Raw genomic sequence first — 16,429 nt, 5'->3', positions numbered from 1 at the left:
ATTTTGACGAACAGAAAGGAGTCATTTTATGGCCGAAACGCGCCAAATCCTCGCAGCAATTTTTGATATGGATGGGCTGCTGATAGATTCCGAACCGCTTTGGGATCGTGCGGAGCTGGACGTGCTGGAGAGCATCGGCGTCGATATTACGCGTCGTCACGAACTGCCCGACACGCTGGGATTACGCATCGACCTGGTGGTTGAACTTTGGTATTCACGCCAGCCGTGGACCGGACCATCCCGTGAGGAAGTGACCGCGCGCGTTATCGAACGTGCTATTGCGTTGGTTGAGGAACAGCGCCCGCTGCTGCCTGGCGTTATTGAAGCGGTAAAGCTTTGCAAAACGCTGGGCCTGAAGGTTGGCCTGGCCTCTGCGTCTCCGCTGCACATGCTGGAAAAGGTGCTTGAAATGTTCGACCTGCGCCAGGACTTCGACGCTATTGCCTCCGCCGAACATCTGCCTTACAGCAAGCCGCATCCACAAGTGTATCTCGATGCGGCCGCGAAGCTGGGGATCGATCCGCTCTCCTGCGTGACGCTCGAAGACTCCGTCAACGGTATGATTGCCACCAAAGCAGCGCGGATGCGCTCCATTGTGGTGCCTGCCGAGGAGAACTTTGCGGACCCACGCTGGTGCCTGGCGGACGTCAAACTTCCTTCTCTGGTTCAGTTAACGGAAACAAGCCTGAAAGGCTAAACCTGTCGGGCGGCTCAGGCCGCCCATCTTCCTGACAAAATGTTACACCGTCACCTCTTCCGAATACTGTACAAAAACCCTATACTGGATGAATCGACAGTTTCTTCATTCAGGTTGTATCATGACGGCGGAAGGCCACCTGCTCTTTTCTATTGCCTGCGCAGTTTTTGCCAAAAACGCCGAACTGACGCCCGTCCTCGCCCAGGGTGACTGGTGGCATATTGTGCCGTCCGCGATTCTGACCTGCCTGTTGCCGGATATTGACCACCCAAAATCCTTTCTGGGCCAGCGGCTAAGCTGGATCTCAAAACCGGTGGCGCGAATGTGCGGCCACCGGGGGTTTACCCATAGCCTGTTTGTGGTGTTCGCCGGGCTGGCACTGTTTTACCTCAAGGTACCGGAAAGCTGGGTCATTCCGGCCGATGCGCTGCAGGGTATGGTGCTGGGTTACCTCAGCCATATCCTTGCCGACATGCTAACGCCTGCCGGGGTGCCGCTATTGTGGCCGTGCCGCTGGCGTTTCCGTTTCCCCATCGTTCGCCCACAAAAAGGCAATCAGCTCGAGCGCGCCCTGTGCATGGCGCTGTTTGGTTTTGCGGTTTGGATGCCCCAGGGCCTGCCCGAAAACGGTGCAGTACGCTGGTCTTCGCAGATGATAAATTCGCTGCAAACCACCTTTGATAGCTTTATAACTCACCAGTCTGAGCGTTAAACAGCCAATATCATTCATTTGGTAATAATCAATTCCTTTTGAATATAAACCAACGCCCTGCCATCTGTTACGCTTTGCAACATAACGGTCGCCCCTGCGCGGCCGCGTGACAATAAATCAGGAGATACGGGGATGAATTTTCCACTGGTAGCGAACATTGTGGTGTTCGTTGTATTGCTATTGCTGCTGGCGCAAACTCGCCACAAGCAATGGAGCCTTGCCAAAAAAGTGCTGGCAGGTCTGGTACTGGGCGTGATCTTTGGCCTGGCGCTGCACACCATTTATGGTTCCGACAGCGTGGTGCTGAAAGATTCCATTCAGTGGTTTAATGTTGTCGGTAACGGCTATGTGCAGCTGCTGCAGATGATTGTTATGCCGCTGGTCTTCGCCTCAATTCTGAGTGCCGTCGCCAAACTGCATAATGCATCTTCGCTGGGGAAAATTAGCGTTCTGTCTATCGGTACACTGCTGTTTACCACGCTGATTGCCGCGCTGGTCGGGGTGCTGGTCACCAATCTGTTTGGCCTGACCGCTGAAGGCCTGGTGCAGGGCAATGCAGAAAACGCTCGTCTGGCGGCGATTCAATCCAACTACATTGGTAAAGTGGCTGACCTGACCGTCCCGCAGCTGATCCTCTCCTTCGTGCCGAAAAACCCGTTTGCTGACCTGACCGGTGCCAGCCCGACGTCTATCATCAGCGTGGTGATTTTTGCCGCCTTCCTGGGCGTCGCAGCGCTGAAGCTGCTGAAAGATGATGCCCCTAAAGGTGAGCGCGTACTGGTGGCTATCGACACCCTGCAAAGCTGGGTCATGAAGCTGGTTCGCCTGGTCATGCAGCTGACGCCATACGGCGTGCTGGCGCTAATGACCAAAGTAGTGGCGGGCTCAAACCTGCAGGACATCATCAAGCTGGGCAGCTTCGTGGTGGCGTCTTACCTTGGCCTGGCAATTATGTTTGGCGTTCACGCCGTTCTGCTGGCTTTCAACGGCGTTAGCCCGGTGAAATACTTCCGCAAAGTCTGGCCGGTGCTGACATTCGCGTTCACCAGCCGCTCCAGCGCGGCGAGTATCCCGCTGAACGTGGAAGCGCAAACCCGCCGTCTTGGCGTGCCAGAATCAATTGCCAGCTTCTCCGCCTCCTTCGGTGCAACCATCGGCCAAAACGGCTGTGCAGGTCTCTACCCGGCGATGCTTGCCGTGATGGTGGCTCCGACCGTAGGGATTAACCCGCTGGATCCTGTCTGGATTGCGACGCTGGTAGGGATTGTGACCGTTAGCTCCGCAGGCGTAGCCGGCGTGGGCGGTGGTGCAACCTTCGCCGCGCTGATTGTGCTGCCCGCGATGGGGCTGCCGGTCACGCTGGTCGCGCTGCTGATTTCCGTTGAACCGCTGATTGATATGGGCCGTACCGCCCTGAACGTTAGCGGGTCGATGACCGCCGGGACCATTACCAGCCAGTTGATGAAGCAGACCGACAAAGAGATTCTGAACAGCGACGATGAAGTGGAATTAGCCCACCGTTAATCTGAACTGAAAAACAAAAGGCCGCTGGTGATAGCGGCCTTTTTTTATACTTCGTTTTCCTGCCGAACCTGTTTCGCCCAGCGCTGTGCCGACTCGGGCAAAGTAAACGGCGGCGACTGGCGGAAGGCATCACCCAGTAAAACAAACGCTACATACTGCCCGCGCAGCAGATAGACATCTTTAAACCCGTCTACTCGCCACGCATGAGAAGGCGGAGCTGGCTCCACGCGGGGCGTGTAGGTAATGATTGGGCGTGTATTCGGTTGGCGCAGTGGTTTCATAGGCAACGGGATTGGAACTGAATTAGTGAACAACCTCACCATGATAGCGGATCTCACCCTTCCTCGTCGCCCCCTCTTCTCTGTCTCCGCCCGTAAGGCAAAAAAAAGCCCGGCGCAGAGACTGCAGCCGGGTCCTTTTCGGCGTGCTAGCTTAGGCTTTAGGTGCCTGCGGATCGGTGTCGTATTCAGCGCAGGTCTGGTAGCCCGAATTCATCACGCGACCGGTGTCATCCAGCGCGACAAAATAGGTTTCAGCTTTACCGTTACGCTGGCCCAGAATATAGGTCTGGCAGGTCCCTTTGGCGTGGATCATGGTGATTTCGGAAGACGGTTTACCCGCAATCTGCTGTACCTGGGCACGGGTCATGCCTTTTTTCACATCTTTCACTACCGGCTCAGTCACCAGATCTTTGGTGCGATCGTAAGCGGTACACCCTGCCAGCATAGTCATTACCGCTGCCGCGCCTAAAAATCCTGCAAATTTATTATTCATAATTATCCTCATCAATGAATGTATTGATCCTGCGTGTTAGATAAGCCTGGAATATAAAAGAACATTTTTCAACTCGTTACCCTTAATGCGTGAAAATTCGGACAATAAGAGTATTCATAAGGATCCTGTCTGGTTTGCAGAAAAACTCGCCGTCTGCAGGCCGGGTAAGCCTTTGAGCCTTGTCGTTTTCAGCGCAACAGGGTAAGTTTTAGGACAGTTAAATTTTGCGGCCTGCGCGTTGCGGGTACAGCTTATTGGAGGGGTTAAATGGCTCTGCAACAAGAGATTATTCAGGCACTGGGCGTCAAGCCACAGATCGACGCCAGCGAAGAGATCCGCGTCAGCGTTGATTTTCTGAAAACGTACCTTAAAACCTACCCGTTTATTAAATCTCTGGTGCTGGGGATAAGCGGCGGCCAGGACTCCACTCTGGCAGGCAAACTCTGCCAGCTAGCTATCAGCGAACTGCGTGAAGAAAGCGGCGACGACAGCTATCAGTTTATCGCCGTGCGCTTGCCGTTTGGCGTACAGGCCGACGAGCAGGATTGCCAGGATGCCATTGCGTTTATCCAGCCGGATCGCGTGTTAACGGTGAACATCAAGGGCGCCGTGCTTGCCAGCGAGCAGGCTCTGCGCGAAGCGGGAATCGAGCTGAGCGATTTTGTTCGTGGCAATGAAAAAGCCCGCGAGCGCATGAAGGCGCAGTACAGCATCGCCGGGATGACCAAAGGCGTCGTCGTGGGGACGGACCATGCCGCGGAAGCCGTAACCGGATTCTTCACCAAGTATGGCGACGGCGGCACCGACATTAATCCTCTTTTCCGCCTCAACAAACGCCAGGGCAAACTGCTGCTGAAAACGCTCGGCTGCCCGGAACATTTGTACCTGAAGGCCCCGACAGCCGATCTCGAAGACGATCGCCCTTCTCTGCCGGATGAAGCGGCCCTCGGCGTAACCTACGTGCAAATTGACGATTATCTGGAAGGCAAAACCGTACCGGCTGAAACCGCAAAAATCATCGAAGGCTGGTATCTGAAAACGGAACACAAACGCCGTCCGCCGATTACCGTGTTTGATGATTTCTGGAAAAAATAGTCAGAAACAACTTTGCATTAGCATTTTTCAGGGCGGCGTAGTGCCGCCTTTTTTACAGGATGGACATGGACACCTCTTCGCAACGCGCCACGCTTATCGGCCTTATCGCAATCCTGCTCTGGAGTACCTCCGTTGGCCTGTTGCGCAGCATCAGCGAGCACTTTGGCGCAGTCGGCGGCGCGGCCCTGCTCTACACCGTCAGCGCGCTGTGTCTTTGCCTCGTCCGAGGTTTGCCCAAAATACGCGAACTCCCACCCCGTTATCTCTGGGTTGGCGGGCTGCTCTTTGTGGGCTATGAAATAAGCCTGGCGCTTTCAATTGGCCTGGCGCACACCCGCGCTCAGTCCCTGGAACTGGGGATGATCAATTATCTCTGGCCCTGCCTGACCGTCTTTTTCGCCCTGTTTATTAACGGCCAGCGCAGCAATTTATGGCTGTGGCCTGGGCTCGCGCTTTCCCTGGCGGGGATTGTGCAGGTAATGAAAGGAGACGGCGACTGGTCGCCTCTCGTGATGTGGCACAACATTCTCGATAACCCACTGGCCTACGGCCTGGCTTTTGCCGCCGCCATCATCTGGGCGCTCTACTGCAACCTGACTCGCCGCTGGAGCGAAGGTAAAAGCGGCGTCAGCCTGTTTTTCTGCGCCACCGCGCTGGTGCTGTGGATTAAGTTCGCCTTTGTGGCACATCCAACAATGCATTTCACGCTATCCGGTACGGCGCAGCTGTTATTTATGGGGATTTCTACCGCCGTCGCCTATTCAGCCTGGAATGTTGGTATCCAGCGGGGAAACATGACGCTGCTTGCCACGGCTTCCTACTTCACGCCGGTATTATCGGCCCTGCTCGCCACGCTGTGGCTGGGTCTGCATCCCGGCTTTGCTTTTTGGCAAGGTGTACTGATGGTTGTAGGCGGCTCTCTGCTTTGCTGGCTTGCCACGCGGCACTATGGTTAAGGGCGATTCCCTCTTCACCTTCACGACTGCTATACTGGTGAAATAAACAGTACCCAGGAGTCCGATGTGGTCAGGCGTGCAAATACGTCGCGGTTAGAGTTTGAAGCCGCGGCGGTCTATGAATATCCGGAGCATCTCAGGCCATGGCTTGATGACCTGCCCAAAAAACCCGGCGTCTATGTTTTTCACGGTGAAAGCGACGTTATGCCGTTGTATATCGGCAAAAGTGTCAATATCCGCACGCGCGTGATGTCCCATTTTCGTACGCCTGATGAAGCCGCACTCTTGAGGCAGTCTCGCCGTATTACCTTTATCCGCACTGCCGGCGAACTCGGAGCGCTACTGCTCGAAGCGCAAATGATCAAAGAGCAACAGCCTTTGTTCAACAAACGCCTGCGTCGTAACCGCCAGCTTTGTTCCCTGTCTCTTCAGGGGGACACACCGCAGGTTGTATATGCCAAAGATGTCGATTTCTCCCGCCAGCCGGGCCTGTATGGGTTGTACGCTAACCGCCGGGCCGCGCTGCAAACGCTGCAAGGGCTGGCCGATGAGCATCGCCTCTGTTACGGCCTGCTGGGCCTGGAATCACTGAGTAAGGGCCGGGCCTGTTTTCGCTCAGCGCTCAAACGCTGCGCCGGAGCCTGTTGCGGGAAAGAGACTCAGGCCGAGCATCATGCCCGCCTGGTTCAGGCTCTCGAACAGGTTCGCCTGATTTGCTGGCCATGGAAAAACGCCGTCGCCATCGTGGAACGCAGCCCGGAGATGACCGAGTATCACCTGATCGATCACTGGTTTTATCTTGGGTCCGTGCAGCAGTTAAATGACGTAACAACCCGCCGCCAGCCGCCGGAGGGCTTTGATAACGACGGCTACAAGATCCTTTGCAAGCTGATGCTGAGCGGGGAATATGAGGTGATAGAACTGGAGTAGACTCCCCCCAAGAGAGGAGTCTAAAAGTGCTAAGCCGCCGACGAAGGCAGAAGTTTGGTGATAGCTTCCGGCCAGCCGTCGCTGCAGCCCCAGAGACGCATTTGCTCGATATCCGGTGCCAGCAGGCGGTCCTTTTCCAGAAATGCCACGCGTTCGCGAATATCCCCGCAGACGTTTTCAAGCAGGGGTGAGCTGCGCAACGGCCGGTGAAACTCGATGCCCTGAGCGGCCGCCATAGCCTCAATCCCAACCACTGCCGCAGTGTTAAAGCACATAGATCCCAGACGGCGAGCCGCATAGGTCGCCATCGAAACATGGTCTTCCTGATTCGCAGACGTTGGCAGACTGTCGACGCTACCCGGATGAGCGAGCGATTTATTCTCCGAGGCCAGTGCCGCAGCGGTGACCTGCGCAATCATAAAGCCGGAGTTAATCCCGCCCTCTTTCACGAGGAACGGCGGCAGGCCGGACAGACCGGTATCCAGCAGCAGCGCCAGGCGACGTTCCGAAATTGCGCCAATTTCCGCCACCGCTAACGCGATAATATCGGCGGCAAAGGCAACGGGCTCTGCGTGGAAGTTGCCGCCTGAAATCACTTCTCCGGTGTCGCTGAACACCAGCGGGTTGTCCGAGGCGGCGTTGGCCTCAATCTGCAGAACACGCGCCGCATGGCGCAGGTTATCCAGACACGCGCCCATAACCTGCGGCACGCAGCGAATGGAATAAGGATCCTGCACGCGGCCACAGTGGACGTGAGAATCAACGATTTTACTGTCGGCAAGCAGTGCAGTGACCGCCGCAGCCACATCAATTTGTCCCGCCTGGCCGCGAGCCTGGTGGATACGCGCGTCGAATGGTTTCACTGAGCCTTTGATAGCCTCCAGCGACAAGGCCCCCGCCACCAGCCCGGCAGCAAACACCTTCTCGCCCTCAAACAACCCTCGCAGCGCAAGCGCCGTCGAAACCTGGGTCCCGTTCAGCAGCGCCAGGCCCTCTTTTGGCCCCAGTACCAGCGGCTTTACGCCTGCCAGCTTCAAACCTTCACCGGCAGGGATCTGTTCGCCGTTCACCCTGACATTCCCTTCCCCGAGCAACATCAGCGACAGATGCGCCAGCGGGGCCAGGTCACCGGATGCCCCCACCGAGCCTTTCTCCGGGATCACCGGCATTACGCCCGAGTTAAACAGCGCAATCAGGCTATCAATCACCAGCAGACGAACGCCGGAATGCCCGCGTGACAGGCTGATAATTTTACTGGCCATCACCAGTCGGACAACATCATCCGGCAGAGCTTCGCCCAGCCCCACGCTGTGAGAAAGCACCAGATTACGCTGAAGTTCAGCCAGATGATCGGTGGCGATGGTGGTTTGTGCCAGCTTGCCAAAACCGGTGTTAATACCGTAAACCACGTCGCCGTGGGCAACAATCGCTTCTACCGTGCCGAGCGCACGCTCAACGGCGGCAACCGCCCCGGGGTCAAGTCTGAGCAGCACGTTTCCATGGTAGATCTCGCGCAGAGTGGCCAGTGAAACGGAACCTGGAGTGAGACTGCATAGCTTCTTTTGCGTTGACATGTCAGCATCCTGTTTGCATCGGGTTTTTGTCTATATTTGTATATACAACTTAACTAATAAACCAAATAATCCGCCAGCGGGTCATAGGACTTTTTTATCGATCGGTGAGCCGGATCGCGCTTGTGAAATTTTTCCAGCACGGGATGCTGCCGGGCGTTTACAGGCAGAGGAAATGAAGAACAAAACCGCAGTTGCACAGCAGCTTCTGAGGATATTCATCAGGAAGAAAGAGCATTGCCCGGCCAGTTTTCCGGGCATTCGGTCTACAAATAGGTAATTTCGCTGAACAGCAGTTGCCCTTCGTTTTTTAACAGCCGCAGCGTGTGGCTGCCCTCCTGCCACCAGGCGCCCTGGTCCGGTGAAAGCAGCTTATCTTCCAGCTGCCATTCCCCGCTCAGGACATAAACAACGCCGCCTCGGGTACCAAAAGTGGTAAAGGTTCTGTCCGCCACCCGCACCTGGGCCCGGCATCGGTCCCGGCGAGTCATCACGTTAAAGTCCATCGACATGCCGCGAGTCAGCTCGGCTTTTACGGGCTGCTCACCGGCAAAAGTAAAAGGCTGATGGCGCTTGAGCGTATGCCTGAACGCCTTTCCGCCGTCGAGAACGACCTCGCTCCCCTCCAGCAGAGTCATTACCCGGTCAACCTGCGGAAAGACCGGAAACTCGCCGTTGTGGGCCAAAGAGGCGATACTGGCACGCCAGTTGAAATCTCGCGTCGCGGGTGGAAAACAGCATATTTCTCGCGTTTCCCCGGCGCCGTTGCGCCAGAGGTTAACCGGCACCTTTCGTATATCAAAGAATTCCATCACCACTCCTGAGGACGCACGGCATCCGTGTGCCCTGGCATTTGCTCTTTAAATTGAGCGACCCCAAAGGAAGAGCTCCCCCGGCGGCCTGCTCATCAGTTCTCTGTTTTGTTCGTCAGATCTGTGCCTGACGCCAGTGTTATCGGCAGCCGTGGCCGGTTGCTGTAGCCCTGGTTCTATTTTTGTGACAATGATTTAGCGGCTTTTTTATCGGGAAGCAAAGTAAATTTATCGCCCTCAATACCGGTCGGTAAAATCTGCGGAGTGAACTGCAATTTTGAATGTAAGCTGCTGAAATTGAGTGTTTAAAATGGCTTATCCCGTCAGCGTGATTATTGCCGGGCGGTATTATTTGAGTCGAGCGAAGGGGAAAGAGTGGAGTGGCATGATTAAACGAGAAAACCGCCGATCCTGTTCACAGCGTACCTCGCTATTGTGAACAGGACCGGCGGTCTTAATTTAGTCGCTCAGACTTACTGAGCAGCTGGCATTTTACCTTCATGCGCAGGGCGTTCTGTCAGACGCTTCTCAAAATTCGCATTAAACTGTTTTTTCTGATCCGGGGTCAGAATATTGTAGATTTTGTTCTGGGTTTGCAGATGCGCCAGCATGCGCGCTTTGTTCTGCTCGGCCATTTTATCAATCTGCGCCTGGGCTTTAGCCTGGTCGAAGCTGTCGCTGGCAATCACGTCGTGCATGGCGCGGCGTTCGTCAACGGATGGGCGCTGCATCTTGCCGTGCTGTTCTTTCATAATGTCTTTAATTTGCTGTTTCTGCGCATCGGTCAGGTTCAGGTCTTTAAACATCATGTCGTGCATCGGGCCGCGCATCATTTTATGGTGCATCATCGGAGCATCGGTTTGTGGGGCCGCAGCCGGGGTGGCGTCTGCAGCATGCGCCAGGTTAGCGGCACCCAGAGCCAGGGTAGAAGCGACGAACAGTGCAGTTAATTTACGCATATTTTTAACCTTCTCTTTTCATTAAATTGACGGCTCGCTTAAAACGACGATGCCGTGTTGACGAGAATGAGTTTACGAGTCTTATCGTCAAGGAGACGGTGGCATCCGTAAATCATTGAAAGGGTATAAAACAAGAATGCATCAATTATGAAGAAAATAAGGGTTAAGGCGAGGAATAGTGCAACTAAATATAACAAATAACTGATTATAAAGACAATATGGAAAGTGTACAGCAATCAACCTAACGAATAAACCCTGTACCCAGGAATTATCCGCAAATAAATTAACAATACGAAATGATTAAGCAGCTCAATTATTCAGAGCTGCTTAAAGTTTAAATTTCCTCCAGCATCAGCCCCGCTCTCAGCCCCAGCGCCACATCCGGGTTGGGGAATAAAACGTACTCTTTTTCGCCGGCAACGACATAACGCTTCTCACCATCTTCAGCCAGCAGGGTGCCCTTCGAAAACTCGGTAAAGTTCTGCGTTTGGCCGGACATGTGCAGCACAAATTTCTCCGACTGTCGGGTGATTTGCTGAGCGACACGGTAACGCTGCGGTTCTATCTCCATGACCGGCGGCTCTGCCCCGCTTAACAACGCTGAGATTGCTTCTTTAGTTATCGCGAACTGACCAAGATCGTTCTGCTCAAACGGCCTGGCTTTTCCCAGCTCGAGCGTGCAGCTCAGCGCCCCAAAATGCTCGCTGCTGAAATGACTAAAGGTGCCACCGGGCTTTTGATGAAACACCAGCGCCTGCAGCCCGGCGCAGCCCAGCCAGGTTAAAAAGTTCTCGCTATAAGGCAGCGGCCTCGCAGGAAGCACGCCAAACCGGGGGTGATAAGAGCCACGAATAGCGGTATGCATATCCAGATGCCAGCGGGTTTGCTCCTCACTTCGCGACCAGAATTGCTCGAGGGCATGTTCAAGCCTGGCCGCACGTTGGGTTTCTACGCTTTCAGGAAACTGCTGCCAGCGCCCGCCAAACATACGGTTCATGTCGCTATGGGTATAACGCTTATCCGCGCGCAGCGCCGCTGGGTTACCCAGAATAATCATCGTGCGCCACTGCAGCGGAAGCTGCCCCGCGATCAAGCCGTTGGTCAACTGGCCAAGGATCTCCACCGGGGCGGTTTCGTTGCCGTGAATCCCGGCCGATATGACCAGCGCTTTCCCTGCCGCCTCACGCGGCGTCAACGTCAGAATACCTTCATCCCACCAACGCCAGCTGAGATAAGCATTCTCCCCGGAGGTTTGTTCAGGCGCCTTGCCGGCCAGCGTCTGCGCCAGAAAATCAATCATTATTTCTCCCCTATTGCTGGAACGTATACACGGAACCTAAATCCAGAATGTGCGTCAGTTCATCCAGCGCTTCACGCCCCTCGCGCAACAGCTGCGGATCGGCTAAATCAGCCTGGGTTAAACGGTCGCGATACCAGCGATCAACCCAGCCATTGAGCGTCATAAACAGCGTGTCGTTCATCATCACCGCCGGATTAACGGCTTTAAGCTCCTCGTCCGTCAGTACCACTCTCAGGCGTAAACAGGCCGGGCCACCGCCGTTAGCCATGCTTTCGCGCAGATCAAACACCTGCAGCTCACGGACAGGGTTATCCGCCTCCAGCAGTTGGTTAAGGTAGCGCCAGACGCCTGGATGCTGGCGAGACTCTTCCGGCAGCACGAGCGTCATGCCGCCGTCGGCGCGACTCAACAGCTGGCTGTTAAACAGATAGGTCGAAACCGCATCCGCCACCGAAACCAAATCGTCCGGGACTTCCAGGGCCGTAAAGCCCGGGACTTTTTCGCGCAGGCGCTGATAAAGCCCCGGCTGATCCACAAACGCATGCTGGTGGCAGAACAGCACCTCGCGGTTAGAAACTGCAATAACGTCGTTGTGAAAAACGCCCTGGTCGATCACCGCCGGGTTTTGCTGAGCGAAGATAACCTGCTCAGAACGTACCTGATTCAAACGTGCCACGGCCTGGCTGGCCTCCAGCGTCTGACGAGCGGGATACCGCGCCGGTGCCTGCCCGCTTTTCGAGTCTTCGCGACCATAAACAAACAGCTGCACGCCCGGCTCGCCATACTCGCCGCCTAAACGGTTATGGTTGGCGGCACCTTCGTCACCAAACATCGCCACCTGCGGCAGCGCGCCGTGCACGGCAAAACACCCGGTATCCCGGAACATCGCCCGCAGCACGCTTTCCGTCGTCGGTGCTTCGCTGGCACGGTGGAACTTATTGTTCAGGTTGGCGACGGTGAGATGCACTTTACCGTCCAGCGTATCGGCTGACGGTGATACCGTCGCCGCGTTGGCCACCCACATCGAAGAGGCCGAACTGGCGGCGGACAGCAGCTGCGGAGCTTGCCGAGCTGCACGCTCAACAACCTGCTCGTCGCTGCCGCTAAAGCCTATCTGACGCAGCACGCCAATATTCGGACGCTCCTGTGGGGCAATCACGCCCTGCGGATAACCCGCGTCCGCCAGCGCTTTCATTTTCAGTAGCCCCTGCTTCGCCGCCAGCTTCGGGTTAGACACGCGAAACTGGTGCTTCGTCGAGGCTTCATTGCCGAACGACAGCCCGGCGTAATGGTGGGTCAGCCCCACCAGTCCGTCGAAGTTGGCCTCACGTGCTTTCTTCATGGCTGCTCCTCGCGGCTAAAATCTAGCCCTGGACTCAGGGTTGGTGGCAACGCGAAGCTTGTACTTTCCAACGAGGCCATCGGCCAGGCGCAGTAATCCGCAGCATACCAGGCGCTGGCGCGGTGGTTACCTGAAGCGCCCACGCCGCCGAATGGCGCAGTGCTGGCGGCCCCGGTCAGCGGTTTATTCCAGTTCACGATCCCGGCTCTGGCTTCCAGTAAAAGCTGGTCAAACTGTTCGCGGGACGGTGAAATCAGCCCGCTCGCCAGGCCGTAGCGTGTGTCGTTCGCCATCCGAATCGCGTCGTCAAAGCTGTCATAGCGGTAAATCGCCAGCAGCGGGCCAAACACTTCTTCATCCGGCACGTCGGCCACGCCGCTAAGCTCAACGATGCCCGGCGTCAGTAAAGAGGTGCCTGGACGAATCATTTTTGGTTCAAGCAGCGGTTTACCGCCGCGGGCTACGTGAGCCTGAAACGCGGTCAGCACCCTTTCAGCCGCCTGCACCGAAATCAATCCGCCAATAAACGGTTGTGGCATAGCGTCCCATTCCCCCGGCTGCAAACGGGCAGAGACTTCAACCAGGCGACGAATAAATGTATCCCCCTGCTCACCCTGTTTCACCAGCAGACGGCGGGCGCAGGTGCAGCGCTGCCCGGCGGTGATAAACGCCGACTGGATAGCCACGTGAACGGCGCCGTCGATATCCCGCGGATCTTCGACGATCAGCGGGTTGTTCCCGCCCATTTCCAGGGCAAGGATCTTCTCCGGTTGCCCGGCAAACTGCCGGTGAAGGTGGTAGCCGGTGCCCGCGCTGCCGGTAAACAGGAGCCCATCAAGTTCCGACTGATTAGACAGCGCCTCGCCGGTTTCGCGTCCCCCCTGCACCAGGTTCAGCACGCCAGCCGGAATACCGGCCTCCTCCCACAACTTCATCACCTGTTCACCGATACGCGGCGTTAGCTCGCTCGGCTTAAACACCAGGGTGTTGCCGGCCAGCAGTCCCGGCACGATATGGCCGTTGGGCAAATGTCCAGGGAAATTGTAAGGGCCAAAGACTGCCAGCACGCCGTGAGGGTGATGGCGTAAAGTCGCCGCCCCGTCCGGCATCGCGGTGTGCGTTTCGCCCGTTCTGGTGTGGTAAGACTTGATGGAAATGGCAATTTTATTAACCATCGCGGTCACTTCGGTGGCCGCTTCCCAGCGAGGTTTGCCGGTTTCCTGCGCAATTGTTTCAGCGAGTGCAGTTTTATTCGTCTCAAGCAGGCCGGCAAAACGCTCCACAATCTCCTGGCGTTCTGCAAACGGGCGTTTCGCCCAGGCGGGAAACGACGCACGAGCCGCACGGCAGGCTTCTTCTACCTGCGTTTTATCCGCCACCAGCCCTTCCCACAGCTGCGAGCCGCTGACAGGGTTATGTTTTAACAGCGCTTCGCCGCGGCCCGGCACCCATTGTCCGTTGATCCAGTTAGTCATACTTTTTTCTCCTCAGGGCACAGGCGCACCACGCGCACGATGTCGCCGCTGGCGCACTTCAGCGCATCGGCGGTGGCGGCATCAATAACCAGTTTCTCGCCATTGGGATCGGCTTTGATCAGCATCACGCGGAACTGGTGGTAATTTTCGTTGGCGACCAGACAAACGGGCAGTTCGTCGGTAGCAGGCTGGCCGACAGCGACGGTTTGCAGGCGGCTCTTGCGGATCGCCCGCACGCGGTCGATATCGCACTCCAGCGTAGGACCACCGTCGAAGATGTCGACATAGTTACGATAGCGGAATCCTTCGGCTTCAAGCACGGTGCGCGCTGGTGCCGTTTGCGGATGCACCTGGCCGATAACCGCCTGAGCCTCTTTGGAAAGGAAGTCGGTATAAATCGGGTGTTTTGGCATCAGCTCGGCAATAAAAGCTTTCTGCCCGGTGCCACACAAGTAGTCGGCGCGAGCGAACTCCATAGAGAAGAAGCGATTCCCAAGGCTTTCCCAGAACGGTGAATGCCCGTGTTCATCGATTACCCCGCGCATCTCGGCAACCACTTTGTCGTTGAAGCGTTCGCGGAAGGCGGCCATAAACAGAAAACGAGACTTGGATAACAGATACCCGTTGCCCTCTTTACGCCAGGCCGGGTCGAGGAACAGCGTGCAAAGCTCGCTCGCTCCGGTGTGGTCGTGGGTGAGAAAAAGCGTCGGCAGTGCGTTATAGATATTCAACTCTTTGGAGGCATGAACCAGCGTCCCGACCCGGTAGTTGTACCAGGGGTCGTTAAGGCCCACGGCCACCTCAATGGCGCAAATCCCCACCATCTGGCCGCTGCTGGTATCTTCCAGCACAAAAACATAGCCCTGATCGCCCTTCGGCAGCCCGCCCTGCCAGGTCTGCAGCGAGCGTTCGATTCGGTCGGCCAGCGTTTTTTCGTCGGCGGGGAGCGAGGTCAGCCCGCCGCCGGTTTTCCCGGCAAGCTTAAGCAACCCCGGCAGATCGCCTCGTTCAATCGGGCGGATTACCATCATGATGAAACTCCCGCGAGGAAGCGTTCGCAGGCACGCTCGAAGCGATCCAGGCCCAGCTGAACTTCTGCTTCGCTGACGATGAGCGCAGGGGCAAAACGCAGCACGTTAGCCCCGGCGATCAGCATCATCAGGCCTTCCTGCGCGGCAGCCTGCAGAATAAGTTTCGCTTTACCGGCATGTTCAGGGCGCAGGGCACAGCCGATCAGCAGCCCTAAGCCGCGTACTTCGCTGAACAGCTGGTGCTTCTGGTTAATGTGGTTCAGGCGCTCAACAAACCAGTCATGGCGCTGTTTCACGCCGTTGAGCACCTCCGGCGTATTAATGATTTCCAGCACGCGTCCGGCCACAGCAGAGGCCAGCGGGTTGCCGCCGTAGGTGGTGCCATGGGTGCCCACCACCATCACTTTGGCAAAGCGATCGGTGGTCAGCAGCGCGCCGATCGGGAAGCCGCCGCCCAGCGCTTTGGCCGTCGAGAGTACGTCCGGCGTCACGCCATAATGCATATAGGCATACAGCGAGCCGGTGCGGCCCACGCCGGTTTGTACTTCGTCAAAAATCAGTACGGCGTTGTGTTTGTCGCAAAGTTCGCGCAGCCCCTGAAGGAACTCTGGCGTCGCTGGAACGACCCCGCCTTCACCCTGCATAGGCTCGACGATCACCGCACAGGTTTCGTCGTTAATCAGCTCACGGGCAGACTGTAAATCGTTAAATACCGCGTGGTTAATCTGCGGCGGCAGCGGCGCAAAGTCCTGAGAATAAGCGGGCTGACCACCGGCCGTGACGGTAAACAGCGTGCGGCCATGGAACGCGTTCTTGAACGCTACGATGCCGCTTTTCTGTGCGCCAAAATTATCATGGGCATACTTACGCGCCAGCTTCAGCGCCGCCTCGTTGGCCTCGGCCCCTGAGTTACAGAAGAACACTTTCTCCGCAAAGGTAGCGTCGATGAGCTGCTTCGCCAGCTTCAATACCGGCTCATTGGTGTAGCCATTGCCGGTGTGCCAGAATTTTGCCGCCTGCTCCTCCAGCGCTTTGCGCATTTCAGGGTGAGCATGTCCCAGGGCGTTAACCGCGATGCCACCGGCAAAGTCGATGTAGTCTTTTCCCTGCTGATCCCACAGGGTGGAACCCTCGCCACGAACCGGAATAAAAGGCGCAGGGGCATAAACCGGCATCATCCATTCGTCGAAATGTTGGCGTGTAATTGACTGCGACATAGTGACCCCTCACGGTAAACAAAAAGTTTATTAA

General features: G+C 56.4%; 16 protein-coding genes. 6 read left to right on the top strand and 10 right to left on the bottom strand.

Features of this window, described 5'->3' with window-relative positions; all coding sequences use genetic code 11:
• The first annotated feature begins 28 nt into the window (after positions 1-28).
• From hxpB to F3J26_RS11960, 3 genes are all read left to right on the top strand, one after another.
• Complete coding sequence (gene hxpB, locus F3J26_RS11970; RefSeq protein ID WP_008456600.1) at positions 29-697, top strand: hexitol phosphatase HxpB; 669 nt, start codon at positions 29-31, stop codon at positions 695-697.
• Between the two features lie 121 nt (positions 698-818).
• Positions 819-1,409, top strand: coding sequence for a metal-dependent hydrolase (locus F3J26_RS11965; RefSeq protein WP_166994018.1), 591 nt, complete (start codon positions 819-821; stop codon positions 1,407-1,409).
• A gap of 132 nt (positions 1,410-1,541) precedes the next feature.
• Positions 1,542-2,933, top strand: coding sequence for an L-cystine transporter (locus tag F3J26_RS11960; RefSeq protein ID WP_166994016.1), 1,392 nt, complete (start codon positions 1,542-1,544; stop codon positions 2,931-2,933).
• Between the two features lie 44 nt (positions 2,934-2,977).
• Here F3J26_RS11960 and cedA read toward each other — a convergent pair whose 3' ends face one another.
• Complete coding sequence (cedA, locus tag F3J26_RS11955; RefSeq protein WP_008456606.1) at positions 2,978-3,214, bottom strand: cell division activator CedA; 237 nt, start codon at positions 3,212-3,214, stop codon at positions 2,978-2,980.
• A gap of 151 nt (positions 3,215-3,365) precedes the next feature.
• Positions 3,366-3,707: an osmotically-inducible lipoprotein OsmE gene (gene osmE, locus F3J26_RS11950; RefSeq protein WP_008456607.1), complete on the bottom strand. Its 342-nt coding sequence runs from the start codon at positions 3,705-3,707 to the stop codon at positions 3,366-3,368.
• Positions 3,708-3,974: 267 nt separating this feature from the next.
• Here osmE and nadE point away from each other — a divergent pair, with 267 nt between their 5' ends.
• The 3 genes from nadE (at position 3,975) to cho (ending at position 6,688) form a co-directional block, all read left to right on the top strand.
• Positions 3,975-4,802: an NAD(+) synthase gene (gene nadE, locus F3J26_RS11945; RefSeq protein ID WP_008456608.1), complete on the top strand. Its 828-nt coding sequence runs from the start codon at positions 3,975-3,977 to the stop codon at positions 4,800-4,802.
• Positions 4,803-4,867: 65 nt separating this feature from the next.
• The gene (yddG, locus tag F3J26_RS11940) at positions 4,868-5,758 is read left to right on the top strand and encodes an aromatic amino acid DMT transporter YddG (RefSeq protein WP_166994014.1); all 891 of its coding nucleotides are present in this window, start codon (positions 4,868-4,870) and stop codon (positions 5,756-5,758) included.
• 66 nt (positions 5,759-5,824) lie between these two features.
• Positions 5,825-6,688, top strand: a complete 864-nt coding sequence (cho, locus tag F3J26_RS11935; RefSeq protein ID WP_166994012.1) for an excinuclease Cho — start codon at positions 5,825-5,827, stop codon at positions 6,686-6,688.
• Between the two features lie 29 nt (positions 6,689-6,717).
• Here the strand turns inward: cho and hutH are convergent, their stop codons facing one another.
• From hutH to F3J26_RS11895, 8 genes are all read right to left on the bottom strand, one after another.
• Positions 6,718-8,262 (bottom strand): histidine ammonia-lyase, encoded by a 1,545-nt coding sequence (gene hutH / locus F3J26_RS11930; protein ID WP_166994010.1) that lies wholly within the window; start codon positions 8,260-8,262, stop codon positions 6,718-6,720.
• Between the two features lie 263 nt (positions 8,263-8,525).
• Positions 8,526-9,071: an environmental stress-induced protein Ves gene (ves, locus tag F3J26_RS11925; RefSeq protein ID WP_008456615.1), complete on the bottom strand. Its 546-nt coding sequence runs from the start codon at positions 9,069-9,071 to the stop codon at positions 8,526-8,528.
• A gap of 473 nt (positions 9,072-9,544) precedes the next feature.
• Positions 9,545-10,030 carry an ATP-independent periplasmic protein-refolding chaperone Spy gene (spy, locus tag F3J26_RS11920; protein ID WP_166994009.1) on the bottom strand — a complete coding sequence of 162 codons (486 nt, stop codon included), beginning with the start codon at positions 10,028-10,030 and terminating at the stop codon, positions 9,545-9,547.
• Between the two features lie 334 nt (positions 10,031-10,364).
• Positions 10,365-11,330 carry a succinylglutamate desuccinylase gene (astE, locus tag F3J26_RS11915; protein ID WP_166994007.1) on the bottom strand — a complete coding sequence of 322 codons (966 nt, stop codon included), beginning with the start codon at positions 11,328-11,330 and terminating at the stop codon, positions 10,365-10,367.
• A 10-nt stretch (positions 11,331-11,340) separates the two neighbouring features.
• The gene (astB, locus tag F3J26_RS11910; protein WP_166994006.1) at positions 11,341-12,672 is read right to left on the bottom strand and encodes an N-succinylarginine dihydrolase; all 1,332 of its coding nucleotides are present in this window, start codon (positions 12,670-12,672) and stop codon (positions 11,341-11,343) included.
• Positions 12,669-14,147: a succinylglutamate-semialdehyde dehydrogenase gene (astD, locus tag F3J26_RS11905; protein WP_166994004.1), complete on the bottom strand. Its 1,479-nt coding sequence runs from the start codon at positions 14,145-14,147 to the stop codon at positions 12,669-12,671. The genes astB and astD overlap by 4 nt, the downstream gene beginning before the upstream one ends.
• The gene (gene astA, locus F3J26_RS11900; RefSeq protein WP_166994002.1) at positions 14,144-15,178 is read right to left on the bottom strand and encodes an arginine N-succinyltransferase; all 1,035 of its coding nucleotides are present in this window, start codon (positions 15,176-15,178) and stop codon (positions 14,144-14,146) included. The genes astD and astA overlap by 4 nt, the downstream gene beginning before the upstream one ends.
• A complete protein-coding gene (locus tag F3J26_RS11895) occupies positions 15,175-16,395 on the bottom strand; it encodes an aspartate aminotransferase family protein (protein ID WP_166874910.1) in 1,221 nt (406 codons plus the stop codon). The genes astA and F3J26_RS11895 overlap by 4 nt, the downstream gene beginning before the upstream one ends.
• Positions 16,396-16,429: the final 34 nt, after the last annotated feature.

Origin of the sequence: Enterobacter sp. Ap-867 (assembly GCF_011752855.1) — a bacterium.
Lineage (GTDB): Bacteria > Pseudomonadota > Gammaproteobacteria > Enterobacterales > Enterobacteriaceae > Cedecea.
Note: the sequence above shows the minus strand (reverse complement) of the source record. Positions and strands in the feature narration are given on the sequence as shown.